Source organism: Affinundibacterium macrobrachii (assembly GCF_014652415.1).
GTDB lineage: Bacteria > Pseudomonadota > Gammaproteobacteria > Burkholderiales > Burkholderiaceae_D > Undibacterium > Undibacterium macrobrachii.
This window is the reverse complement of the sequence record NZ_BMYT01000007.1, coordinates 143,419-169,999: the sequence shown is the minus strand read 5'-3', so window position 1 is coordinate 169,999 and position 26,581 is coordinate 143,419. Positions and strand designations below refer to the sequence as shown.

The window sequence follows — 26,581 nt, the reverse complement described above, 5'->3', positions numbered from 1 at the left end:
TCTAAACTTAGCCAGCAAAATTACTCGTCAACTAAGCGTTTCCCCGCGTATTTCATCACCAAACCATTGGGGCCGACTGCCCAACCATGCAAGGGATCGGCAAAGCCAAGCGCATTCAATGGCGTATCACTCAAGACTTCCCATGACTGCCCGGCATTACGCGTGACGCCCGATCCAGCGAGGCCACCAACCACGAAAGTTTTCGCTTGTGCTGGTACGGCAACAACAACCGACAAGAAGCCCGATGGCAAAGCAGGAGCGGCGTTCCAAGTTTTCGCTTTATCGCGACTAATCACCGCGTTCAAACCTTCACCTTTCGCTTTTTGGTAATCGCCACCAACCGCAAACCCCAATCCATGCTGATTAAATGCCACCGAAAATAAGCCTTTCGGTGGTGCACCTGCAGCTACCGCGGTCTCCGCGAAGGTCCAAGTCTGACCACGATCGGCAGAGTGGAATACACGCGTTTTTTCCGCACCACCAGTCGCGAACCAAACATCATTTTTACCGGCAATTGAAACACAAGTACCACTCGCAGCAAACGCGCCTTCATTTGATAAAGCGGCTAATTGCGTCAAATCTTTCGCCGCATTTTTCCAAGTCTTGCCACCATCATTTGTAATTAATACTTGGAACTGACCTGCAATCGGATCACCAAAAATGACACCGTGATTGGCATCCCAAAAATCTATTGCGTCCCAAAAACCTGTGGCTTCGCCGTTCACTATCATCTGTTCCCAATGGGCACCACCGTCAGTCGTTTTGTAAATCGTTGAGGCCTTGCCCGGACCAGCACTCATCGCGATTGCGGTGAATTTATCGATGCCTTGAATATCACGAAAATCTAACTGACTTGTCTCGGGCAGTGACAAACTGATCGAGACGTTTTGCCAATTTTCGCCATCAACGGTACGAATCACGGTGCCTTTCGCACCACTGGCCCAAGCGACATGGCGATTCACCACGGACAAACCCCGTAGCTCTACCGTGACGCCAGAATCCACTTTTTTCCATGCATCTTGCGCGAAAACTGCGCTTGAGAAAAACAAGCTGCTAAGCAGCAAGCAGATACTTTGCCGAATCATAACGCGGTGATGTTCAACAGTTTGATGACTTTTCATTTTTGTTCTCCTCAATAGAAAAACGCTGATAAAAACATTATCAGCGTTTTAGATTGCTATCATTTCATAAGGCATGCGAGTGCGACGATTTTACTTCTAGCGATTGATATCTCAAATACTTTCGATTACACCGCACTTAATTCCGACGACAAGGCTTTTTGAATATTGCTGCGTAAAGTCTCCAGCGTTTTTTTCTGTGTTTCGACTTCGCTCATCATCGCTTCAAAACTGGTAATTTTTTCTTCCAAACTATCGGTCGCGACATGAATACGTTGTATCGATTGCATACGGTTTTTCAATTGATTTTTATGCTCACGGATTTGCGCTTCGATTGGTGCCATTACCACTTTTTGCCAAGCTTCAACATCACGATTTGCTTGTGAAAAACTTTGTTTCACGCGTGCAGAGATAGAATCGAAAAACTTTTGCATCAATACTTTTTGCGAAGTCGTCATTAAGGTAATGGTGCTAAATTGCCGTTGAAACACGGACTCAATCGCATTAATTTCTTGCACATATTTGTCCAATGAAAATGGCATAGGTGCAGTGAGCGCCAAACCATGTTCTGTTGAAAACTTACGATACATAATCGCCATCATTTCTGAAATTTCATCGGTCTTGCGATTCGATGCTTCCAGATTTAACTTAATCTGCGTGAAGAAATTTTTAATCGCCTCTTTTAAACCCAGAGAAAACTTACTCGATTCCATATCTTCTCTTGCGGTTTTAATTTCTTCTTTCAGAATCTCCATACCCAAGCTTGTGTACACTTCGGTCGATAGTCGTGTAAAGACGGCGCGCGTTCCTTGCATCTTCATCAAACTAGCGTCGAATTCTTGCTTTTCTAAAGTCACGCGTTTCATCATGTGTTCAATCACATTTTGATTCTTGCCACGCAAACTTTTGAGTTCGTGCAATTGTTCACTAACACCACGACCACGTGCATTAATTACCGCGTATTGGCCATCCGTAATTTCTTGTATATCGCTCGCTAATTGCGCACGAATGATGTTTTTCTTAGACGGAATCAACTCTTTTGATAGCGCATATTCCAGTTTTGGCAATCGACTCTTTGCTAATAATGGCGCATCTTTATTGATTTTTGCGACCAAACCTTTTTGTGCAGAGATAGGAAACACTTGTTTCTCTTCCAAACTCAAAGTATGGGAGACGGATGCAATCTGATGTTGAATCTGCGCTTCGATTTCTTCTGGGGTGCGTAATTCGTCCCACATGCTATCGATTTTATTCAAGACCACCATCCGACCTGCGCCACTACCGATATGATCGCGCCACACTTCAATATCGCTCTTGGTCACACCAGTATCTGCCGCCAAAATAAACAGAACTGCATGTGCATTCGGAATCAAGTTCAAGGTCAATTCAGGCTCTGTACCAATGGCGTTTAAGCCTGGGGTATCGACAATGATCAAACCTTGCTTCAACAAAGGATGTGGGAAATTCACAATCGCATGACGCCATTGCGAAATTTCGACTAAACCATTTTCGTCCACTTCTAAAGCAGCATCGGGATCATTTTCGTCATACAAACCATATGATTTAGCGACTTCTTTACTGACTTTTTTAGTTAGACTAACTTGTTTAAATGCTTCTAACATGCCATCACCCGATTTGGTATCGAGCGGCAACACAGTCCACACGTGTTGATGACCTTTGTATTCTGTCGTACTTAAAGTTTCGCTACGAGTTTCGATCGGCAATAGACGAATACAAGGCGGCATACTCTCGTCATATAGCAATTCTGTCGGACACATGGTGGTACGACCGGCTGAAGACGGCAAAATGCGTTGGCCATATTCGGCAAAGAAAATCGCATTAATTAGCTCTGATTTACCACGAGAAAATTCGGCGACGAAAGCGATGGTTAATTTATCATCGACTAGACGTTCTTTTAAACGCAAAATCCGCTGGTCAAGAATATTGTCAGCAAAATCAGAATCAGCGATCCAAGCACGATATTGCTCAATCGCTTGGGCAACGCCTGTGCGCCAGCCACTGTATTCTTCAAAATTCTGAACCAAATTACTCATAGCATCCTCAAATTTATTCTTTTACCGCAGGTCGAGTTGCGACTTTGTTTTCTTTAAGAAACCCAACAATACGACATTCTGGCTCATTTTTGACAATTTACACAATAAAAGCTGCTACGTTGACCTTGTGTAATGTGTCTAATTGTCCCTTGACAAACACGACAAGGCTCACCCGCACGATCATAAACAAAATAAGACTGTTGAAAATACCCGGTTTTTCCGTCTGCACCAACAAAATCTTTTAGGCTGCTACCACCACGACTAATCGCTTGTGCCAGAATTTCCCGAATCGCAATCGCCAAAGCTTGATAACGCTTTAAGCTAATACGATTCGCTGCGGTTTTAGGATTAATGCCCGCTCGAAACAAGCTTTCTGATGCATAAATATTACCAACACCAACCACCACATCACCCGCCAGCAATACTTGTTTAATGGCTGCATTGCGCTGCCGTGTCTGCTTAAACAGCAATTCGGGACTAAATTGATCGCTTAATGGTTCAACTCCTAGATGACGCAACAAAAGATGTTCTTCTAACGCGCCATCTGCATGATCATGCCAAAGAACGGCACCAAAACGACGCGGATCGGTTAGCCGCATCATTTGTTCGCCCAACAAAATATCAACATGATCGTGTTTTTGCGGCGGCGTTGTGGAGGGCATAATGCGCAGATTGCCTGACATCCCAAGATGGATGAGCAGACTACCGTGATGAAAATGTAAAAGGAGATACTTACCGCGCCTGCCTGTGGATAAGATGGTTTGATGCAAAATCAATTCTCGCAAATTGGCAGGAAAAGGCCAACGCAAACCATCGCGTCGCAATATTAATTCTGTTACCGTCTTTCCTTCGACATGGGGATTCACGCCTAATCGCGTGACTTCAACCTCTGGTAATTCCGGCATAAAACTCTCTCATCGGCAAACTTAGCGTTACAGGGCATATACAAGTTGACACAAATCGCGTTACATTTCAGCGTAAAATCATTTGCATCAAGCTTCACTCAACGGGCTATTGTACCTAGCTTCAGCAATTCTCTCATTTATCCAGACTCGAATGAAAATAACCAAATCTTGCATTCATCACCTACTTTCTTCATTTTGTGTGATCCTGACTGTAAATCAACTTGCCAATGCACAATCCAACGAAGCCCATAGTAGTAAAGAAAAGATTCCTTATTCAAAGCCCATCAGCAAGAAAAATAAAAATAGCACACCAGTTAAATCTCCGAAAAAGTCAAAGCAAGCCGAACAGAAACCATCGGATTCCGGATTATCAAAAGATGTTTTGTTCAAATTAACAGCATCTGATATCGCATTGCAACGCGGCGAATGGCAAGGTCCGTTCGTCACCATCATGGGATTAGCCCAACAAACCAGCGATCCGCGATTAGCAAAACGCGCTGCCGAAATCGCGATGTCTGCACGTCAAATCAATGAATCAATGGCGGCAGTACGCCTTTGGCGTGAGCTGGCACCAAACTCACAAGAAGCGGATCAATACTATCTAAGCTTGTTAGAAATCAAAAATGATTATTTGGCGATGGAAAGTTTTTTTGGCGAGCTACTGAAGAAAAGTAGCGCGGAAGAAAAACCCAATCTTATCCATCAAGCGCAACGCAGTTTAAATCGAACCAACAACAAACAAGCTGCCTTAGTTAGCTTAGAAAAAATACTCGCATCGGAACCGAATAGCATTGACCGACATATTGCAATCTCACGCGCAGCGTATCGCGCTGACGATATCGAGCGCGCACAACAAGAAGCTAAAGCGGCCTTAGCCCTAGAGCCTAGCTCAGAACTGGCGATACTAACCCTAGCAAACGCCTCTGATAAAGCAGATGCATTTGAGTTAGTTGCCGACTTTCTCAAACGTTATCCCAACGCCAAAGAAGTACGCCTAGCCTACGCCACCATGCTGATGGATAGCAAACAGTTCGCCTTAGCGAAGGCTGAGTTCTTGAGCTTTTTAAAAGATCCCAATAAAACGACATTAAGTAAGGCACAAACGCTACACACCTTGGCCACCATCGAAATGGAGATGGGACAACTTGATACCGCTGAGTCTTATTTCAAACAACTCCTAAGCGCGTTTGGAAAGGACGAAGACAATAGCACTGCGTACATTGGCCTTGCGCAAATCGCATTACAACGCAATGACAAACAAAGCGCCGATACTTGGTTAAGTAAGATCGAATCCGACGATGGCAAAAACCCAGCATGGTTCACCATTCAAATGCGTCGCGCTTTACTGATGGCGAGTGAGCAGAAGTTTCTGCAAGCACGTCAATTTTTACAAACGATCACTGCAAGACAAGACAAGGAGCAAGTTTTATTGCTTCAAACAGAAGCGCAAATCATGCGTGATGCAGGACAAAGTACAGAGGCATTTGTCTTATTACAAATGGCACTCAGCGAATTCCCGCGCAGCGCCGAATTGCTGTACGACTTTGCGATGTTGGCAGAATCAATGAAGCATTACCCAGAAATGGAGATGGCGCTGAAGCAGTTAATACAAATTGCACCAAATAATGCCCTCGCCTATAACGCACTTGGCTATTCCTATGCCGATAGAAATGTACAATTAGACGAAGCCTTAGCTTTAATCGAAGCCGCCAATCAATTAAGCCCGAATGACCCTTACATTTTGGATAGCTTGGGCTGGGTCAAATATCGTTTAAAACAATTTACTGATGCGGAAAAGTACATCCGTTTATCATTGGGCATGCGGCAAGATGCCGATGTGTCGGTGCACCTAGCAGAGATTTTATGGGTACAAAGTAAGAAAGAAGAAGCGCTACAACTATTTGCAGCAGCACGTAAAAAAGATCCCAACAATGCGCTACTTAAAAGCACGCTGGAGAGACTCGAATTAAATTTACCTTAAGGCGAATGTTACTGAACTTTACTTCATACTTTTCATTGCTACGAAAATGCCTTGATGCTGAAATTGTTAATGCAGCATAAACTCGCGTTTCCCTTGCAACTTTGCTTCTCAGTTTTATCTCGCAGTTTATTTCCCAGTTTTATTGCGCATTTTTTAGATTACGATTATTTTCCATGTTAAAAAACGAGTCACACTTATTTGGCCTCGCCACATATTCAACCTACACGAGATTTTTTATACTCGCATGCTGCGCTAGCTTATTTGCCAGCTTACTAAGCGCTTGCAGTACATCACCAAAGTTTTCGAACGCACAGCATAGCCAGCCGAGAACTATGCAAGAACAAGTACAATTTACTGGACGTATTTCGATTCAATACCAGCAACGCGAACAAACCGAAACAATTAGTACCAGCTTTGAGTGGCAGCAAGCGCCGCAGGAACTCACTATTACCCTAAGTTCACCTTTGGGTCAAACCATCGCTACCGTACAACAAAATGCACAAGGTGCCGTGCTAACACAAGCCAAACAAGAACCACGCAGCGCACCAGATATTGAGCAGTTGTTAACTGAAAATTTGGGTTGGACGATTCCCGTAACAGGATTAAAAGGCTGGCTACAAGGCTTTGATATTCAAGCAAATGGGAAGTTTGTTGCTGTGCCGGTGCAAGATTATTTTCAAATACAGAGCCAAGGATGGCAGTTACAATTTATCAGTTGGCAAGAAGATGCTGGCACTATCCGTCCCAAGCGCATCGATTTACAACGATACACGGAAGAACTGGGTGAAGTGAAAATTAAGATCATCATAGAACCGTCGGCACAATAAGATCATGACGACCAATTTGCCTCAACTGCTAGCGTGCCCAGCACCAGCTAAATTAAACCTGTTCTTACACATCATCGGTCGTCGTGCCGATGGCTATCATCTTTTACAAAGCGTCTTTCAGTTAATTGATCGCTGTGACAGTCTTGATTTTTACGTCCGAGCAGATAGTCAAATTCATCGATTAAATCAGGTTCACGGTGTACCGGAAGAAAATGATCTGGTGGTTCGCGCTGCCAAACTATTACAACAACACTGCAATATTCAACAAGGTGCAGATATCTATTTACATAAATGCTTGCCTATGGGTGGTGGTGTAGGTGGTGGTTCGTCCGATGCTGCCACCACTTTACTTGCACTGAATAAGCTATGGCAATGCAATCTGAGCAAAGAAACATTGATGCAACTGGGCTTGCAACTGGGCGCCGACGTTCCGTTCTTCATTTTTGGTGAAAATGCCTTTGTTGAAGGTATCGGTGAACAAATCCAAGCAGTATCAACGCCTGACCAGTGGTTCGTGGTGATAGAGCCGGGTGTGCACGTACCAACACCGACAATTTTTTCATCCAAAGAGTTGACAAGAAACACGAAGCCCGTCAGAATAGCGGACTTTTCCAGTGCAGCGAATGTTGAGTGGAAAAACGATATGCAAGCTGTTGCTTGTGCTTTACACCCAGAAATTGCCGCAGTCATAAATTGGCTAAAACAATTTGAAATAAATCAGGGTGATGCCAAGATGACAGGTTCTGGTTCTTGTGCTTTTTGCGCTTTTCCAAGTGAAGACGCAGCAAAAAAAGTAGTGCAACAAGTACCGAATCGATGGACATCATGGATTGCTAAAGCATTACAACATCATCCTATCAATTCAAAAATAAATTGATAGCGCGCATAATAAAAAATTTGGTTGATTGCAGATTTCAAGATAAAATAGCGGCTTCGCTGAATATCAAAATGAACTAAGCAATTGATAAACGGTTGTGTAGGGGAATCGCCAAGCTGGTTAAGGCACCGGATTTTGATTCCGGCATGCAAAGGTTCGAATCCTTTTTCCCCTGCCATTTAATTCCCAAGCCGCCGCATACAAAATGATGCGGCGGCTTTTCGGTTTTTAACGGCAGTTTTTTCAGTAATCATTACAACAAGAATTCTAAGCGTGATGATGCATTTTCTGTCTTGCATGGCTTTTTAATTCCCTTAGGTGATCTCATGGCACACGCTCTCGACAACATGATGGTCTTTACTGGTAATGCCAATCCTGCTTTAGCGGCAGGTGTTGCAAAGCAACTCGGTATTCGCCTTGGTAAAGCAGACGTTTCCAAGTTTTCTGATGGCGAAGTGATGGTCGAAATCAACGAAAACGTCCGCGGTAAAGATGTTTTTGTGTTGCAATCAACATGTGCGCCAACGAATGATAATTTGATGGAAATCATGTTGATGGTAGACGCTTTGAAGCGCGCCTCAGCTGGTCGTATTACTGCAGCAATTCCTTACTTTGGTTATGCACGTCAAGATCGCCGTCCTCGCTCTGCACGGGTGGCGATTTCTGCCAAAGTAGTAGCGAATATGTTGGAAGAAGCAGGTGTTGGTCGTGTGTTGATTATGGATTTACACGCAGATCAAATCCAAGGTTTCTTTGATATTCCAGTAGATAATATTTATGCATCACCGATCTTGTTAGGTGATTTGGTTGCAAAGAATTACGATGATTTATTAGTCGTTTCTCCTGACGTTGGTGGCGTTGTTCGTGCGCGTGCATTGGCAAAACGTTTAGGTTGCGATTTGGCGATTATCGATAAACGTCGTCCAAAGGCGAATGTGTCTGAAGTGATGAATATCATCGGTGAAGTTGAAGGTCGTAACTGCGTCATTATGGATGACATGGTTGATACAGCAGGTACTTTGACCAAAGCAGCCGAAGTATTGAAAGAGCGCGGCGCGAAAAAAGTATTGGCGTATTGTACGCATCCAGTTTTGTCTGGCCCTGCAATTGATCGCATCAACAATTCACCATTGGATGAATTGGTGGTCACTGACACTATCCCATTGTCAGCAGCCGCACAAGCTTGTACAAAAATTCGTCAGTTATCTTGTGATAGCTTGTTAGCGGAGACTTTCCGCCGCATCACGAAAGGCGAGTCTGTTATTTCTTTGTTCTCTGAATAAAGATCGATTTTTCGGCTGTTAAGTATTTCGATACTTAGCAGCTTTTTCACTTTCCTGGTCGCGGGAAAGTCAACGCAGTGTTAATTGAAAAGACATTGCTTATTTTGGAGTATTAAAATGAAAGTAGTCGCATTTGCACGTAAAGAACAGGGCACCGGAGCGAGCCGCCGCCTGCGTAATGCTGGTCAAACACCTGGCATCATCTACGGTGGTACAGAGCCAGCAGTGAATATCTCTTTGGATCACAATGCTTTGTTCCATGCATTGAAAAAAGAAGTATTCCACTCTTCCATTCTCGACATGGATGTAGATGGCAAAGTAGAAAAAGTATTGTTGCGCGATTTCCAAATGCACGCGTTTAAACAATTGGTATTGCACGCGGACTTCCAACGTGTTGATCCAAACAAAAAGATCCATGTAAAAGTACCTCTGCACTTCATTAACGCAGAAGTTTCTCCTGCTGTTAAATTGTCTTCTGCTGTGATCAGTCACGTTGCGGTTGAATTGGACGTAGAATGCTTGCCAGCAGACTTGCCAGAATTCATCGAAGTTGACTTGTCCAAATTGGAAGCAGGTCAATCTGTACACGTATCCGCATTGAAATTGCCAAAAGGCGTTTCTGCTGTAGTGCACGGTGACGATGCAACTGTTGCTATCGCTGTTAAACCAGCTGGCGCAACTTCTGCAGACGCTGAAGCAAAATAATTTAAAAGTTTTTTCTTTTAAATTGAAAAGCCACCCTCGCAGGTGGCTTTTTTTATGCCACAAATTTTTTACGACCCGAGTTTAATTTTTCAAATTATTTTTAAATAATTAATCTCTAAAAATCACTTTTAGCACCGTCTTTTCAATCGACGCGCGACAATTTCAGTAAGCAATTCTCGACATATCTGCCCGACTTAGCGACAATCAAGACTTCACCAAATCATCGCTCACAATTGAAACTAGATTGTGACCGCTGCCCACGCTAAAGGAATTTCCTTGTGTCTTCAATCAAAAAGTTTCGTCTCGCTTCAATCGCTGTCATAGCCAGCGTATTCACCGTCTCACAAGTCGGCATCATCCAAACAAGCTATGCGCAAAGTACCAGTGTACAAAGCACTGGTGCGCAAATTCAATATGACACTAGCTACGACATTCTCAGCCCAGTGCGGGCAAAAAATGGCATCGTCTCTAGTGAGCAAGGTTTAGCGAGCCAAGTCGGTTTAAATGTCTTAAAACGTGGTGGCAATGCGGTGGATGCTGCCGTTGCAGTAGGCTTTGCGCTGGCGGTAGTGTTGCCACATGCAGGAAACATCGGTGGCGGTGGTTTTATGCTGATACACGATGCCAAAAGTGGAAAAAATATCGCCTTAGATTTTCGTGAATTAGCACCCGCCTTAGCCCATCGCGATATGTTCCTCGATGCGAGTGGCAAAATTATTCCGGGTAGCTCGACTTCTTCCCACCTCGCAGTCGGCATTCCCGGAACTGTTGCTGGGCTTGATCTTGCATTGCGCAAATACGGCACAATGTCCTTAAAAGACTTGATCGCACCGTCAATCAAACTTGCGGAGCAAGGCTTTGAAGTGACTCCGCATCTGGCACAATTATTGGAAGCTAGTCGCAATCAATTAGGCAAATGGGAATCTAGCCGCGCGATCTTTTTTAAAGGAGATCGCCCTCTTCGTGCCGGCGAAAAATTAGTACAAAAAGATTTAGCAAATTCACTGCGTTTGATCGCACAGCAAGGGCCAAAAGCATTTTATGAAGGCAGCATTGCGCAAAAGATCGTCGCTGAAATGAAGAAGCACGGTGGCATGATTAGTGCCGATGATATGAAAAATTATCAGGCAGTAGAACGCCTGCCTGTTACGGGGAATTACCGTGGTTATCAGGTAGTTTCAATGCCGCCCCCAAGTTCTGGTGGTGTACACGTGATACAAATGTTGAATATGCTGGAGCACTTCCCGATTGGCAAACAAGGTTTGAATAGCGCGCAAAATATCCATACCTTAACGGAAGTAATGAAATTAGCCTATGCAGATCGCGCTGAGTACTTAGGCGATCCAGATTTTGTCAAAGTACCTGTGACCGGTCTGACTTCAAAAAAATATGCGGATGAATTAGTTCAACATATCAACCCAGATCGCGCCACGTCATCTACGCAAATCAAACCCGGCAAACCGCTGCCTTATGAAAGTGATCAAACTACACATTACTCGGTTGCTGACAAATACGGCAATGTTGTCGCCACCACCTACACACTCAATTTATTGTTTGGTAGCGGTATCGTCGCCACTGGCACAGGGATCACACTCAACAACGAAATGGATGATTTCTCAGTCAAAGCAGGCGTACCGAACGCCTTTGGTTTAGTTGGTGGTGAGGCAAATTCAGTCGCCTCCAAAAAACGTCCATTAAGCTCGATGACACCGACCATGGTATTGAAAGATGGCAAACCATTCTTGGTGACGGGCAGCCCTGGTGGTAGTCGCATCATCACCACCACTTTGCAGATTATTCTGAATGTCATCGATCATCAATTAAATCCAGCCGAGGCCAGCATTGCGCCACGCCTGCACCACCAATGGGAACCTGACGTAATTCGGATGGAGCGAGGCTTTAATGCGGACACCTTGGAAATTTTGAAACAGAAAGGCCACAAGTTTTCGTTAGGACGTTCGATGGGACGCACTCAGACGATTAAAATCACTGCGGATGGTTTGGAAGCTTTTGCCGACCCACGCAATCCTGATGGGCGTGCCTTAGCCTATTAAAATATTAAGCTCGATGCCTTAAGATAATCATCGACCATTGCAAGTACGCTAGCGCGTACTTGCACTACAGTCTTATCCCACTTCCTTCCCACTTCCTACCCAATTAATCTTTGTCATTAGGTCACTAACTGTCTGTTTTTAATCAGTTTTTCTGTGCATTCGCAGCACAAACTTAATCCATATCAAATTTTCCTTTATTGCTTGATCTAAAATAAGTTTTTAGAAATCGATAATAGGAGTCCTCGTGGCAATTGAACTATTTAATAATGGCAAACATAGTTGCATCATGTTCAATGATCTGGTCACAGGCTCGGCCGAAGATGCGGTACAGGCAAACCAATTTCTGATCGTCTCGCATGGGCAAGGTGCCTTAATCGACCCGTCTGGCAATATCACCTACAACGCGCTTACTTTGGCAATGCAAAAGTATTTGCCGAAGAAGAATCTCGAATTTTTATTCGCCTCACACCAAGATCCCGACATTATCGGTGCCTTAGATAAATGGCTCTACAGTACAGAATGCCATCTCTATGTATCGCAACTGTGGGCACGTTTTGTTCCCCACTTTTGTAACTTAAATCGCGCGGATGGTCGGATTATCGGCATTCCTGATGAAGGCATGCCTATCCCCATGTTAGGCTCGACACTGTATGCCGTTCCAGCGCACTTCTTGCACGCTGAGGGTAATTTCCAGTTTTATGACAGCACGTCAAAAATCTTATTTTCTGGTGACATGGGCGCTTCGCTAGTCGAGGCAAAAACTATCGCAACGCCAATCACAACGAAGGCGGAATTTTATGAACTGTTGCACACCATGAGCGGCTTTCATAAGCGCTATATGGTGTCGAATAAAGTATGCCGCTTTTGGGTCAATATGGTCAGACAAATGGATGTCGCGATGCTAGTTCCGCAACATGGTCGCTATCTCACTGGCGAAGCGATTCCCGCATTTTTGGATTGGATAGAAAATCTTCAATGTGGTATCGATTTGTTTTCACAAGAACATTATCGCTTTCGTCCTATCGCGGGTCGATAAATCGGGACTGGCGATCTATTCATACGACTAGTCTAGAGCTTAGCTTGATTAGAAACTCGCAATTCACGTTCTTGATCCAGAATATGATTAATCTCGCCTTCTGGAATAGATAAGGCATTCAGGGCGAAAAAGGATAATTGTAAACCTGCCTCTAAGGTTTCTGGTACCACGGCAGTAGCGCCCGCCGTGCGTAGTTCCAATGCATGAATCTCATCACGAGAACGCACATAAATCGGCAACTTGGGATACTCACTACGCGCCGCTAATACTGCATGCATCGCCGCAGCCGGTTGATCCATCGTCACCAATAAAGCAGCCGCGTGCTGCATATGCATTTTGCGTAATAATTCTGGCCGTGCCGCATTACCGTAAAATACCTTGCGCCCCTGCTTGCGCAAGTTAGCAACCACATGGGCATCATGTTCTACTGCGACATAAGCCACACCTTGCTTCTGCAAAATATCCGCGAGCAATTGTCCAACCCGCCCAAATCCAGCAATCACCACATGTCCACTCAACTCTTCAGGCAAACTTGCTTGTTCCTGCGATTGCTGCGAGCAAAATTTTTGTTCCACAAACTGCCCAAGAACATGACCCGCCCGCGCAAAGAAGGGCGTCATCAACAAGCTAATACTAACTACCAACAACATAAACTGCGCAATGTCTCGCGACAAAATGCTCGTCGTCGCTGCCACGCCAATAATCACAAAAGCAAATTCACCGCCCTGACTTAACAAAAATCCACCTTCAATCGACTTACCCCAGCTTAATCCGCCCTTACGCATAATCACAGCAACGACGCTCGCCTTGATCAGAACCAAACCAAGTACGGAGGCCAAAATCCACACATAATTTTGCGCAAATGCAGCAAGATTAATTCCCATACCAACCGACATAAAGAACAAGCCCATCAGCAAGCCTTTAAAAGGTTCTATGGTGACTTCGACCTCATGTCGGTATTCTGTTTCTGCGAGTAATAGACCTGCCAAGAACGCGCCCAAAGCTAAGGACAATCCCACTGCGGCGGTCGCGCCTGCAATACCTAAAGTCACCAATAAAGTGAGTGCCATGAATACTTCCGGTTGTCGCTGCTGCGCGAAGTAACGAAACACCGGTGCGACAACGCGTCGCCCAACCAAGAAAATAAACAACACTGCCGCCAATGACTTCAATAAAGTCATACCAACGACGATACTCAAATTGTCGGTGGTCTGTTTACCCAATAAATCCACCAAAATCAGTAAAGGCACGACTGCAAAATCCTGCAGCATCAACATAGAAAAACTCGCTTGCCCCATTGGGCTAGCCATCGCTCGCTGTTGCGTGAGTAATTGCATCACAATCGCCGTCGAAGAAAGTGAAAATACCAAACCCAACAGCAAAGCAATTTCAAGACGATTACCAAACCAATACGCAAGACTACCAATCATCACCGCCGTCAATAAAAGCTGCGCACTACCACCCAAAAATACCCAGCGACGCAAACTCCACAAGCGCTCAGCGGACAATTCAAGTCCGATCAAAAACATCAAAAACATCACACCTAACTCAGCCAAGGATTGCACTTCAGCGTCACCAGAAAAAGCGATGACGCTCAACCAAGGCATTTGTTGTGCAAACTGCGCAACACCAAAAGGACCAAGCACCACACCTATCGTCAGGAAGCCCAAAACCTGATTGATTTTGAAGCGTTGTAATAAGGGGATGAGAATGCCAGCTAAGATTAGAAAGAGCAGTGCTTCCCTCAAAAACGGTAGGCCAGCGTGATGATCCATGTATATCTCCGAAAATTTATATGTCGCTTTTTTAGCAAGGCGACTTGCGCACGGTTTAACGCATATCAGCAATCCGAAAGGATCTAATTATAAAGGTATGAGTAACTTAGATATTGCTTAAACGCAATTTTTCCGAATCTATTTCTAGCCTCGTTACAAGATCATGGATAAATGATGGAGAAAAAACGAATCACAGAAAAATCTTCTCCGTTCAGCAAAAATACAAAATCGCACATAGAAAGCGCTTGGCGCAAACACTGCTAAGTTCTACACTGCCTTCTTTTCTATTCAGAATCCGAACGTGAAACTCTCTATTGGTTGGCGCTTATTTTTTGCGGTTCTTCTATCGCTCACCACAGTCGTGATCGTCGCTTTATTAATGATGCGCGAAAAAGTCAGTAGTGGCTTTGCTGACTACGCTCTCAAAATTGAACTCGATCGTCTGCAAGAACTTGGTGATTCAATTCAAAATCAATATGCCGCCAACGAAAGCTGGTCATTTCTACCGAACGATCCTCAACAAAAGAAGGCATGGATCAATCAAGAACTAATGCGCTTGTATCAAATTAAAAATTCGGCACCATCACGGATAGAAACTGTAGATGGCGTACAGCAAAAATCGATGGTCGCCTCCACCACATCAGCACTGAACGAACGCACTAGCAAAGTTAGAAACGACCATAAATCGAACACACGCAACAATATTGCGGCTCCAGCCAAGCCCGCTGCGCCAGTCTCACCAGTTGCTCCAGCAGCTCCATTAGCAGCGCAAGCACCAGTCCTGCCCCCATTGCCACCGCCGCCACCCTTACCACCTCCCCCACCTGACGCGCCGATTAAAGCGCCAGCAAATCAAGCATCCACCAAAACCGATATCGTCGACGTCTCAGCATCAGAGGAACAACTTCAAAGTTTAAACAGCCGCATTAGCTTGCTCGATGAAGCAGAAAATTACTTGGCCGGTCGACCTTTAGACAAAAAATTGGATCAAAGTCCAAGGGGGATGCGACCGCTCTATCATCAAGGCGAAGTGATTGCGTATTTATCAGTGCAAAAGTCGCGGGTGCCAAGCGATGATATGGCACGAGACTTCCTGCAACAACAGGCCGACATGATCATTACGATCGTCGTCATTAGCATCAGTTTGAGTGGTTTAGCGGCATTGCTGTTGGCGTTACACTTTCGGCGTCCCATACATCAACTTGCTGCCAGCGCACGCGCGCTGGAACAAGGTAAGTTCGACACCCGTGTCGCAGTGCGCCGTAGCGATGAATTAGGTGAACTGGCAAATAGTTTTAATCAATTGGCAGAAAAGTTAGCGCAAGCAGAACAAAGCCGACGGCAATGGGTAGCAGACACCTCACATGAGTTAAGAACCCCAATTGCCGTGTTACGTGCGCAATTAGAAGCACTACAAGACGGCATTCGTCCTGCCAACGCTGAAAATATCGCATTGATGTTGCGTCAGGTTTTATCCTTAAACAAGTTAATTGATGAACTTTATACACTGGCGAGCGCCGATATCGGCACGCTGCAATATCAAATGCAAAAAATGGATCTATGGGCCCTGATTGAGGAAGAAAGTAGCAACTTTCAAGATCGAATTCATCACGCTCATTTACAATTAACGATCGAAGCCAAACCACAAGCATCTTGTATTCACGGGGATAGAGAACGCTTACGCCAAGTTATGCATAATTTGCTGGAAAATTCGATACGCTATACCAACGCGGGCGGATGCATCCGAATCCGCGCGAATAGTGATCAACAGTTTTTATATCTCCACATTGAAGACAGCGCACCAGAAGTTCCATCACTTGCCATGGCACGATTAGGTGAACGTTTTTATCGACCAGATAGTTCGCGCAATCGCGAACACGGTGGGTCTGGTTTAGGTCTCGCTTTATGCCGCCGTATTTTGGAAGCCCACCATGCAAACATCGAATTTTCTCATTCCGAACTTGGTGGCTTGCATGTGCAAATCCAATTCTCTCTTTACCCAGCAAGTGTTTAAATTAGCACCGAATACCTTACTACCTAATAATTCTGCATCTACTTATCACATACACGGCCAGTCAATTCGCTATGCTCAATACGCCAACAGAAATTCTTATTGTAGAAGACGAAGCTGATTTAGCATCCTTAATTGCCGATTATGCGCATGCATCAGGCTATCAAAGCACGATCATTGGCGATGGACAAGCCGCCCTAGCGCAAGTACGGCAAAAACGACCTGATCTGATCGTACTTGATCTCATGTTGCCGGGTCTGGATGGTATTAGTTTGTGTCGTGCTGTCAGAGCTTTCTCACAAGTTCCTATCATCATGGTCACCGCAAAGGTAGAAGAAATCGATAGATTGCTTGGATTAGAAATTGGTGCAGATGATTATCTTTGCAAACCATTTAGTCCTAGAGAATTGATGGCGCGAATTAAGGTTATTTTACGGCGCGTATCAAACACCGTACCAAACAATCGCTTCAGCGACCAAGCGATCAATAGAGAAAATGAGCAATCAGGGCTAATTCATATAGATCATGCCGCTTATCAGATTTATTTAGATCAACAATTATTAGAACTAACGCGCAGCGAATTTCTGTTACTCGAACACTTCATCAAACATCCGGGGCAGGTCTTCTCGCGTACACAATTACTGAATTTTTTCGCGCAAGATAGCTTGGATGTAACCGATCGCGCGATTGATAGCCATATCAAAAATATTCGCAAAAAAATCGCACAGATACGCGTAGACGATAATCCAATTCACGCAATCTATGGATTAGGCTAACGCTTTGACGGATTCAATCACCGCAAAATAAATTAACCCGCGACCTTGATCGGGATTTTATTCAACAACTCCACGATTCACCATTATTTCTCCACAATTGCGATTCATGATGACAGCGTTGGTCAAGTAGAACACGACCATCTTTCAAAATGAAAAAGTTGGATTCAAACCTAGGAGAAATCATGAGAATATTAGCCGCTGTCATTATATTCGCCGCATTAGGCGCAACAGGCTTAAGTATTGCAGAATCAAAAACTAAGCAAACAGAAGCCAAGAAAACAAACCTTGCCAACACCGTAATCAGTATTCAATGCGAGTCCACTACTGGTAAGAATCGATGCTTGAAACTACTCTCTCCTCCACCGCCACCAGCACCTCCTGCGCCACCCGCGGTGCCCGCAACCCTAGAGCCGCCAGCACCACCTACGCCACCAGCACTGCCATCTGCACCACCGCCACCAGCATTAGAAATTCCAGAAGAGCTGCATGCTATCTGCAAAGATAAAGCTGAAGGCGCGACGATTGAAGCCAAGCAAAGTGATGCCATCACGTTCAGCGGCACATGTGTTAAACGCGACGGCAAGATGCTTCTCGACGTCCATCGTGTCCATGCTCGTCAATAAATTGCAGTGTACCTCAACGCTCATTTAGCTACGATTCAACATTCACTCGCCACTACCTACAGGTCTTTGCAGATTCGCACCTAGAGTTCGCAAAGACATAAAAACAATTCGCTTTTCAAGGAAGCCCATGTTCACTTTTCAATTCTCTAATCGATATCTGCTGACCATCGTTGGCAGCTTCTGCTTACTCGTTAGCGGGGCAATGGCGCAAGCGCCACAAGACAAAAAAGATCTCAATATCTCGGCAAAAGATAAACAAATCGTGCTCCAAGAATTAAAGCAAAGTATGTCTAAAAAGTACGTATTTCCTGAAGTTGCGGATCAAGTCAATACGATGCTTGACCAGAGATATAGAAATGGTGAGTACGATAAATTTACTAGTGCGCGCGAATTCGCTAAAACGCTGACGACACATTTACAGCAACAAACCAAGGATAAACATTTAAATGTCTTTTTCGAGGCCAAGGAAATCCCAACTACTGAGGCGAATGGGGAACCTAGCCCGGAAGAAAAAAACCGCATGGACGCCGAGGAGCGTCAGTTTATGCAAGCGGTGAATTACGGTGTTGAGCGAGTTGAACGACTAGGCGGCAACATTGGCTATTTCGATTTACGTGGTTTTGGTCCAACCGAAATCGTCGGACACGCAATTAGTGCAGCGATGACCTTATTAAATGCAAGTGATGCATTGATTATTGATTTACGAAAAAACGGCGGTGGTTCGCCACAAACAGTCGCACTCATTGCTAGTTATTTTACAGAGCCAGAGGTACATCTAAACGACATCTATAACCGTGCGGAAAATAAAACAACGCAAATTTGGAGCACGCCATACACCGCAGGACCACGCTATGACAAAAACAAACAGGTTTACATCTTGACTAGTCAACGCACTTTTTCAGCAGCTGAAGATTTAAGCTATACCTTACAAAGTCTAAAGCGCAGCATCACGGTTGGAGAAGTCACTGGAGGCGGTGCGCATCCAGTAGATGGACAGCGACTACATCCACATTTTGTGGCGAGCATTCCATTTGGTCGCTCGATCAATCCGATTACGAAAACCAACTGGGAAGAAGTGGGTGTAAAACCTGATATTCTCAGCAGCGCCAATGACGCTCTAGGAATCGCACATCGCAAAGCTTTGGAGCATCTACTGGCTAAAGAAAAACATCCAGGCAAGAAAGCTGATATCCAACGCACCTTAGACAAGCTGACGAAGGAAATACAAAACGGTACGAAATAAAGCGCCTAATGCGCAGCTCGGCATCGCTGGTATTCGCTGGTTGGATAGGCAGTTTGTTCGCTCTGCGCCTCACACTCTCTCTGCAATTATTTTTTTACTTCTCGATCAAAGGCACCGATGCTAGCAAGATTATTCCTACTTTGTGCACTTGCGCTATTTAGCGTTTGCGCCCAAGCGCAAAAACCAGAATTGGGCCCCGACTATGAAGTCAATGAGCAACTATTAATCAAAAGTCCTGATGGCGCAGTTATTTCAGCGATGATGGTGCGCAAGAAAGATCAAAAACAAGCCTTACCGACGATATTACAATTTACCATCTATGTACGCGATCGCGATCTGCTCAGTCTGAAAGAGGCCGCCGATCATGGTTACGTCGGCGTCATAGCCTACAGTCGCGGTAAATATCTGAGTCCAGACCCTATCACTCCTTACGAATATGATGGCAGAGATGCTAATACGGTCATTGATTGGATTAGCAAACAGCGTTGGAGCAATGGTGCGGTCGGAATGTACGGTGGCAGCTACAATGGTTTCACGCAATGGGCGGCAACTAAGAATTTACATCCTGCTCTCAAAACCATTGTGCCCTATGTCGCTGGTGGCCCTGGCATGGGATTACCGATGGAGAATAATATTTTCATCAACCCAAATTATCAGTGGACCTTCTATGTGAGCAATAACAAATATCTTGATGACGCGGTGAATAACGATCGTCAACGTTTTCGTAAGATGCAATTTGACTGGTGGCAGTCTGGGCGCGCATATCGCGAAATTGATCAAATCGACGGCACGCCAAATCCTCTGCTACAAAAATGGCTGCAACATCCCGCTTACGACCACTATTGGCAAAGCATGGTGCCGTATCGAACTGACTTTGCACAAATCAAGATTCCTGTTTTGTCCATCGACGGTTACTACAACGATAGCCAAATCTCTGGTCTTTACTATTTACGTGAGCACACCAAGTACCTGCCAAACGCTGAACACTATTTGATCATCGGTCCTTACGGACATTTTGGCGCACAACGTGGTGGGGAAAAGATATTAAACGACATGGAAGTGCCAACTTCAGCGCTGATTGATACTAAAAAAATTACTTATGATTGGTTTGATTACATACTTAAAAATGCAAACAAACCAGTAATACTTAAAGACAAAATCAATTATTTCGTTATGGGAGAAAATCAGTGGCGACACGCCCCTTCCTTGTTGGGTATGGCAAATGGACAACTACAATTTTATCTCAGTACATCAATCAAGAATGGCAGGTATCGCTTACAAGATAAGCTTCCCCCCATCACGCAATATTTAACACAGACGGTGGATTTCAAAGATCGTCAAACCAGCAATAACGATTACTATCCTGCACCGATTATTCGCAAAGAAATCGATACAACAAATGGATTTATTTTTGTTAGTGATCCACTATCCGAAGACTTAATTATCAACGGTGCATTTTCTGGCGAGATTGTCGCTAGTATCAATCGACGTGATATGGATTTCGGCATCACTTTGTATGAGCTCAGCAATAAAGGTGAATATTTTCACCTCTCGTATGTAATTGATCGCGCCAGTTTTAGTCAAGACCGTAGTCAAAGACAATTACTAGAACCGCATAAGATCACCCGTCTAACACTACCGCCAACGCGCTTACTTAGTAAACAAGTTAAGAAAGGTAGTCGAATCGTGGCGTATTTGAACATCAATAAAAATCCATTTTCGCAGCTCAATTACGGCAGCGGAAAGGATGTTAGTGACGAGAACATACTCGATGCAAATGAGAATCTGAAAGTAAAGTGGTATGCGCAGAGCGTAATTCGAATTCCAGTGCTACGCGCAGCTACCGAGGCTCAGTAGTTGAGGATCAGTAGCTATTGAAGCAAAGTGCCGTGGAGATACTTCATAACTTAGCCGATCTAAAGTGCAGAAGAAATTCTTGCTTGATGCGCTAAATCACGTCACTTTGCCGAATACCTAGGTAGAGCAACAAAGCTCAATAACTAAGCTCAATACCTAAGTTTAGTAGATTAGTTAATCGCCTTAGACATCCAAGAAAATGCTTTCTTAAATATGCCCTCCTGGACGATGGTTTCAGTGGTTTCCTCTGGTGCATTTTGCGCTTGTTCTTTTTCTAAATACTCGCGCAGTGCAGACTCGTGGCGATAGCGGTTCTGAAACTTGAGATCAGCTTCTCTTACGCATTGCGTAATAATCGCTTCAGCTCGATGTAAATCGATCTCGAAGAAATCTTGTTCACGTCGACCGCATCGCTTACTTTGCAAGGCCAACATAATTGCTTCAAGCGCGCCACCGCCGTCTTGCGCACGAACTTCAAATACACATTCAAAGCTACCCGGAATAATATTGGCTTTGTCGCGATTTAATTCCAATGCCTTTGCCCAACCAGAACGGCGACTCAAGCCAATTTGTAACAAGCCTTCTTTCAAACCAGAATTGCGCAGAATATACACATTGCCTGGCACACCATGCAAACGTTTTGGTTCGCTGTATCTGCCATGTTGCTGTGCGCTGGACGACATCATAAATCACCTCAAGATTGATCTAACAAACTAAGAGTGCTTAGTGTATGAAATATCAAGAGCACATCATCCACAGAATAAGCGCGAGAAAACGGCTTAATTCCAATCTATGCTGATAATTCATGTGATTCGATCAACTTTATCCAACATCTTCAGACATTTAAGGCGATTTCTGCTCCTAAATCGCCGTTTTCAGCACAAACCAAAATCCATCGCTACCCTATAATAGATACCAATTTTTACACCTTACTTTGATAGCGCAATTATGAATAGCCAAGATTTAGAAAATATTAATGTCACCTCGTTCGCACCGATGCCGACGCCAGAAGAATTACATGCCAAATTACCTTTATCTGAACACGCAGCGGCGATTGTCGATGCTGGTCGTGAAGCCTTAAAAAATATTTTGGATCGCAAAGATCCACGATTCATCGTAGTTGTGGGACCTTGTTCGATTCATGATCCTGTTGCTGGCCTCGACTATGCGCGTCGCTTAAAAGTCTTACAAGAAGAAGTAAAAGACACGATGCTGCTAGTGATGCGCGTATATTTTGAGAAACCAAGAACAACCACGGGTTGGAAAGGTTATATCAACGATCCTTTGATGGATGATTCATTCAAAGTTGATCTCGGTATGGAAAAAGCGCGTCAATTTTTATTAGATATTTGCGAACTTGGCTTACCAACCGCCACTGAAGCACTCGATCCAATTTCTCCACAATATTTGGGCGATTTAATTAGTTGGACTGCAATTGGCGCACGCACGACCGAGTCGCAAACCCATAGAGAAATGTCGTCTGGTCTCTCGACTCCAGTTGGTTTTAAAAATGGTACCGATGGCGACATTAGTATCGCCATCAATGCGATTCTTTCTGCTTCTCATCCACATGCATTTTTAGGTTTAAATGGGCAAGGCAAAGTTGCCGTGGTGCGCACCCGTGGCAATCAATATGGACATGTCGTTTTGCGTGGTGGCGATGGTCGCCCTAATTACGACACCGTATCTGTCGCTATGGCTGAGCAAGCTTTAAAGAAAGCCAAGTTAGCAGCGAATATCATTGTCGATTGCTCGCATGCCAATAGCTATAAAAAACCAGAATTACAACCCTTGGTGATGGCAGATGTGATCAATCAAGTTGTGAATGGCAATCAAGCTTTAGTCGGGGTGATGATCGAATCTAACATCGTTGCGGGAAATCAAAAAATACCCGAAGACTTATCACAATTGATCTATGGTTGCTCGGTCACAGATGCCTGCGTCGATTGGGCGAGTACCGAGAATATGATACGGGAAGCGGCGATTCGTTTGCGTAGTCGTCAATCGGCATAATCCAAATGTGAACAATAAGTCGCAATACAAACGACTAATTGTATCGGCAAACTGGCTTAAATAATTCGCGTAACAAGGCAGAATCCTAGTGCTAAAATTGATGCGTATTATTTAAGTCCACTACGATTTATGCACAATACAATTTCAGCCCACTGCATGAGTGTTGAAGCAAAAATCATTACGCGTTTCTTATTCTATGTTTGATCAAAAAAATCTCGTCATCCTTAGTTCTGTACTGTGCTTGCTAAGCCTTGTTGGTTGCAGTACACCGAAGAAAACGGTATTACACAAAGATGAATTTGGCACCGCTGATATGTTCACCAATGCCGTGCCAGGTAGCGAGAAGCAGGCTTGCGAAGCGTCAAGACGAGCCTTGCTTAGTCAAGGCTATATCATCAACGGAGCAAACGACAACAATGTCAAAGGTCGTCGCAAATTTCAGTCGGATGACGAGACGCATGTAGAAATTGAATTCAATGTAGTTTGCGCACCCAATAGCAAGGGCAGCAACAGCACCACTATCTTTGCGAATGCTGTGCGAGATCGTTACTCATTAAAGAAGAACATTAATAGTGCTAGTCTTGGTGTAGGTGGAATAGGTTCGATCTCACTACCATTTGGTGCCAGCAATGACTCTATGGTCAAAGTGGCGAGTGAGACGATATCTGATGCCAAGCTATATGGTCGCTTCTTTGATTTAGTAGAACGCTATCTCGATGATGTGAAACCAGATGATGAAGCAGTAGAAAAGCCAACGACCACAGCACCAGTTACCAGTACAGAGCAAGAGCAACCATGATTGGCAAGAATCAAATTAGCGCATGGTGCAAATTTGCAATCCTGTTGATTGTTTAATTAATTGATTGAATGAAAAAAGTAATCCACGTCATCAGCTCGTCATATTGTCTGTATATGATGAAGGCTCATCTGACTACTCCTCCAAGGGTGTGGATTTAGCCCGCAATGATTTGCGGGCTCTTTTTTTTGCCTGATTTGTATTTCGACAGTTTGTTGAAATTTATTAGCACTATCGTTTGTGCTTCTTCACACTTTCTCATTGTTCTGATGAGATTGTCCCTAATGGTTCTTCGACATCTAGCGTTTTCACACCTGCTCCATTTTCATACTCGACGTACATCCATTTTCCATTTGAGAAAATGAGATTCTCAGGTGCTTGGCGAATAAATTCCGGGCGACCTTTCAGGGCATGTCGCATCGCATCTATCCAAATTGGTAAAGCAACGGTAGAACCAAACTCTTTGCCGCCCAAGGACTTAGGCTCATCAAACCCCATCCAAGAGACCGCAACAATATCGCCTGAGTAACCTGCGAACCAACCATCAATCGCATCGCTGGTCGTTCCAGTCTTGCCAGCTAAATCACGCCGTCCTAACCTCTGCGAAGCGGCTGCACCTGTGCCTGACCGCACAACCTCACGCAACATGCTATCAACCACAAAAGCGTTTCGACTATCCAATACACGGGCATCTTCACTTGGGAAATTATCGACTTTCGCCTCAAACAAGACCGTACCTTTTGCATCGACGACTTTTTGAATCAACCAAGGTTTTACCTGATAGCCGCCGTTGGCAAACACTGCGTAAGCACCAGCCATTTGCAAAGGTGTCACGCTGCCGGTTCCCAAAGCCATGGTTAAATTTAATGGGTGTTTATTCGGATCGAAGCCGAATTTACCGAGAAATTCTTTAGCATATGCCGCACCGATCGCGCGTAGAATTCTGACTGACACGACATTCTTTGAGCGCGCTAAACCTTGTTGCATTTCTATCGGGCCATCGTACTGACCATCATCATTACGTGGATCCCAAGTTAATAATTCATCGCTGGTTTCTGACAAAGGTACGTCATTAATCAGTGTTTCTGGTGAAAAGCCTTTTTCTAATGCGGCTGAATACACAAAGGGCTTAATCACCGAACCTGGCTGACGCCAGCCACTCGTAACCCGATTGAATTGTTTACGTTTAAAGTCAAAGCCACCGACCAATGCGCGATAAGCACCGTTATTCGCGTTTAATGACACGTACGCAGCCTCAACTTCTGGCGTTTGCGTGACGGACCATTTTCCTTTGCGGTCTTGCATGACGCGAATCAAAGCACCAACTCGAATCTTTAAGTCGCGATTTGCTTTTGCTTGCAATGCGCTAGCCGCTAAACGTAAGCCCTCACCACTGATCTCCACCGATTCACCTGTAGCAAGATCAGCTTTAATCAACTTAGGCGTAACCGCTGTGACGACTGCAGAAATCAAACCTTCACTCGATGGGAATTTTTGCAGAAATTCATCAATTGCTTCGTCCCGCAAATTTTCCTCGGTCGGTAATTCAATGAAGGCCTCAGGTCCACGATAGCCATGACGCTGATCATAAGTTAACACATTACGACGTAAAGATTCATAAGCCGCATCTTGCTCATCACTATCTATCGTCGTAATGACTTTAATTCCAAGCGTGTAAGTCTCATCTTTAAATTGCGCATAAATTTGTTGTCTGACCATTTCTGCCACATGCGCCGCATGAGATTCAAATCGCGCAGCTTTGGTCACGCGCAAAGTTTCTTTGCTTGCTTGGTCATATTGGGCTTGCGTAATAGCCGCGTGCTTCAACATACTTTTTAAAACTAGCAGCTGACGCTTTTTAGCACGTTCAAAATTAACCGCTGGATTATGCCGTGCTGGATTTTGTGGAATACCCGCTAACATCGCGGTTTCTGCAATCGTCAATTCTTTGAGCGACTTATTAAAGTAAGTACGGGCCGCACTAGAAAAACCGTGGGTGCGTTGACCAAGATAAATCTGGTTCATGTACAGCTCTAAGATCTGATCTTTCGACAAAGCTTGCTCAATACGTCGCGCCAACATTGCTTCACGTAATTTACGAGAGAGAGATTGTTCAGGAGTCAAAAAGAAATTGCGTGCGACCTGCATAGTAATGGTTGATGCGCCTTGCCTTACACCACCAGTAGCATTCGCGACTACTGCTCGTGCTACACCAATATAATCGACCCCACTATGTTCATAAAAGCGTGCATCTTCGATCGATAGCACAGCTTTTTTCATTTTCTCTGGGATGTCTTTGATTGCGACAAAGTCTCGGTGTTCTTCACCAAATTCGCCAATCAAATTATTGTCGGCTGTATAAATGCGTAGTGGAATCTTTGGCTTGTAATCGGTTACTGCGGTTAATTCCGGTAAGCCGGGCGCTAAGATCAGAAATATATAGGCCAGCAAACCAAGTATAAATACCACGCTGGCAGCGGCAAAGGCGAGTAACCATTTCATAGAAAGCGGCCAAGAAGCTTGGCGTAAAATGAAAACGCACAGTGTAAACCGACTATCTTATGCTGCAAGCGTTTTCTTTATTTGGTACTGCGATTCGGTACCATCTAGAGCAAGGCTTAGATCATCCAAATCGACGATTTTGCGA

At 44.5% G+C, this 26,581-nt stretch carries 20 protein-coding genes and 1 tRNA gene; 15 read left to right on the top strand and 6 right to left on the bottom strand.

Annotated elements, in window-relative coordinates; translation table 11 throughout:
* Positions 1-20: 20 nt before the first annotated feature.
* From IE103_RS16975 to mutM, 3 genes are all read right to left on the bottom strand, one after another.
* A complete protein-coding gene (locus IE103_RS16975) occupies positions 21-1,121 on the bottom strand; it encodes a beta propeller repeat protein (RefSeq protein ID WP_189347437.1) in 1,101 nt (366 codons plus the stop codon).
* Positions 1,122-1,246: 125 nt separating this feature from the next.
* Positions 1,247-3,172, bottom strand: a complete 1,926-nt coding sequence (locus tag IE103_RS16970; RefSeq protein WP_189347435.1) for a dynamin family protein — start codon at positions 3,170-3,172, stop codon at positions 1,247-1,249.
* Positions 3,173-3,255: 83 nt separating this feature from the next.
* Complete coding sequence (gene mutM, locus IE103_RS16965) at positions 3,256-4,077, bottom strand: bifunctional DNA-formamidopyrimidine glycosylase/DNA-(apurinic or apyrimidinic site) lyase (protein ID WP_189347433.1); 822 nt, start codon at positions 4,075-4,077, stop codon at positions 3,256-3,258.
* 151 nt (positions 4,078-4,228) lie between these two features.
* On the opposite strand from mutM, the gene IE103_RS16960 reads away from it, so the two are divergent.
* From IE103_RS16960 to IE103_RS16925, 8 genes are all read left to right on the top strand, one after another.
* Positions 4,229-6,058 (top strand): tetratricopeptide repeat protein, encoded by a 1,830-nt coding sequence (locus IE103_RS16960; protein WP_189347431.1) that lies wholly within the window; start codon positions 4,229-4,231, stop codon positions 6,056-6,058.
* A gap of 173 nt (positions 6,059-6,231) precedes the next feature.
* Complete coding sequence (gene lolB / locus IE103_RS16955; RefSeq protein ID WP_189347429.1) at positions 6,232-6,885, top strand: lipoprotein insertase outer membrane protein LolB; 654 nt, start codon at positions 6,232-6,234, stop codon at positions 6,883-6,885.
* Positions 6,886-6,889: 4 nt separating this feature from the next.
* Positions 6,890-7,762: a 4-(cytidine 5'-diphospho)-2-C-methyl-D-erythritol kinase gene (gene ispE / locus IE103_RS16950; RefSeq protein ID WP_189347426.1), complete on the top strand. Its 873-nt coding sequence runs from the start codon at positions 6,890-6,892 to the stop codon at positions 7,760-7,762.
* 101 nt (positions 7,763-7,863) lie between these two features.
* Positions 7,864-7,940: transfer RNA gene (locus tag IE103_RS16945), tRNA-Gln, on the top strand.
* A 148-nt stretch (positions 7,941-8,088) separates the two neighbouring features.
* Positions 8,089-9,045 carry a ribose-phosphate pyrophosphokinase gene (locus IE103_RS16940; protein WP_189347425.1) on the top strand — a complete coding sequence of 319 codons (957 nt, stop codon included), beginning with the start codon at positions 8,089-8,091 and terminating at the stop codon, positions 9,043-9,045.
* 117 nt (positions 9,046-9,162) lie between these two features.
* The gene (locus IE103_RS16935; protein WP_189347423.1) at positions 9,163-9,750 is read left to right on the top strand and encodes a 50S ribosomal protein L25/general stress protein Ctc; all 588 of its coding nucleotides are present in this window, start codon (positions 9,163-9,165) and stop codon (positions 9,748-9,750) included.
* 353 nt (positions 9,751-10,103) lie between these two features.
* The gene (ggt, locus tag IE103_RS16930) at positions 10,104-11,804 is read left to right on the top strand and encodes a gamma-glutamyltransferase (RefSeq protein WP_229827334.1); all 1,701 of its coding nucleotides are present in this window, start codon (positions 10,104-10,106) and stop codon (positions 11,802-11,804) included.
* A gap of 244 nt (positions 11,805-12,048) precedes the next feature.
* Positions 12,049-12,840 (top strand): oxygen-binding di-iron domain-containing protein, encoded by a 792-nt coding sequence (locus IE103_RS16925; RefSeq protein ID WP_189347421.1) that lies wholly within the window; start codon positions 12,049-12,051, stop codon positions 12,838-12,840.
* 32 nt (positions 12,841-12,872) lie between these two features.
* Here IE103_RS16925 and IE103_RS16920 read toward each other — a convergent pair whose 3' ends face one another.
* Positions 12,873-14,615: a cation:proton antiporter domain-containing protein gene (locus IE103_RS16920; RefSeq protein WP_189347419.1), complete on the bottom strand. Its 1,743-nt coding sequence runs from the start codon at positions 14,613-14,615 to the stop codon at positions 12,873-12,875.
* A gap of 301 nt (positions 14,616-14,916) precedes the next feature.
* Here IE103_RS16920 and IE103_RS16915 point away from each other — a divergent pair, with 301 nt between their 5' ends.
* From IE103_RS16915 to IE103_RS16895, 5 genes are all read left to right on the top strand, one after another.
* Positions 14,917-16,629, top strand: coding sequence for an ATP-binding protein (locus tag IE103_RS16915; RefSeq protein WP_189347417.1), 1,713 nt, complete (start codon positions 14,917-14,919; stop codon positions 16,627-16,629).
* Between the two features lie 71 nt (positions 16,630-16,700).
* Entirely contained in the window at positions 16,701-17,402 is a 702-nt protein-coding gene (locus IE103_RS16910; RefSeq protein ID WP_189347415.1) for a response regulator, read from the top strand.
* Positions 17,403-17,584: 182 nt separating this feature from the next.
* A complete protein-coding gene (locus IE103_RS16905; protein WP_189347413.1) occupies positions 17,585-18,025 on the top strand; it encodes a hypothetical protein in 441 nt (146 codons plus the stop codon).
* A 127-nt stretch (positions 18,026-18,152) separates the two neighbouring features.
* A complete protein-coding gene (locus IE103_RS16900) occupies positions 18,153-19,268 on the top strand; it encodes a S41 family peptidase (protein WP_189347411.1) in 1,116 nt (371 codons plus the stop codon).
* A 117-nt stretch (positions 19,269-19,385) separates the two neighbouring features.
* The gene (locus tag IE103_RS16895) at positions 19,386-21,125 is read left to right on the top strand and encodes a CocE/NonD family hydrolase (protein WP_189347409.1); all 1,740 of its coding nucleotides are present in this window, start codon (positions 19,386-19,388) and stop codon (positions 21,123-21,125) included.
* Between the two features lie 170 nt (positions 21,126-21,295).
* On the opposite strand, the gene IE103_RS16890 is transcribed toward IE103_RS16895, so the two are convergent.
* A complete protein-coding gene (locus IE103_RS16890) occupies positions 21,296-21,811 on the bottom strand; it encodes a hypothetical protein (protein WP_189347407.1) in 516 nt (171 codons plus the stop codon).
* 262 nt (positions 21,812-22,073) lie between these two features.
* On the opposite strand from IE103_RS16890, the gene IE103_RS16885 reads away from it, so the two are divergent.
* The gene (locus IE103_RS16885) at positions 22,074-23,138 is read left to right on the top strand and encodes a 3-deoxy-7-phosphoheptulonate synthase (RefSeq protein ID WP_189347405.1); all 1,065 of its coding nucleotides are present in this window, start codon (positions 22,074-22,076) and stop codon (positions 23,136-23,138) included.
* A 196-nt stretch (positions 23,139-23,334) separates the two neighbouring features.
* Positions 23,335-23,937 carry a DUF2242 domain-containing protein gene (locus IE103_RS16880; RefSeq protein WP_189347404.1) on the top strand — a complete coding sequence of 201 codons (603 nt, stop codon included), beginning with the start codon at positions 23,335-23,337 and terminating at the stop codon, positions 23,935-23,937.
* A 255-nt stretch (positions 23,938-24,192) separates the two neighbouring features.
* On the opposite strand, the gene IE103_RS16875 is transcribed toward IE103_RS16880, so the two are convergent.
* Positions 24,193-26,436 carry a penicillin-binding protein 1A gene (locus IE103_RS16875; RefSeq protein WP_189347402.1) on the bottom strand — a complete coding sequence of 748 codons (2,244 nt, stop codon included), beginning with the start codon at positions 26,434-26,436 and terminating at the stop codon, positions 24,193-24,195.
* Between the last annotated feature and the right edge of the window lie 145 nt (positions 26,437-26,581).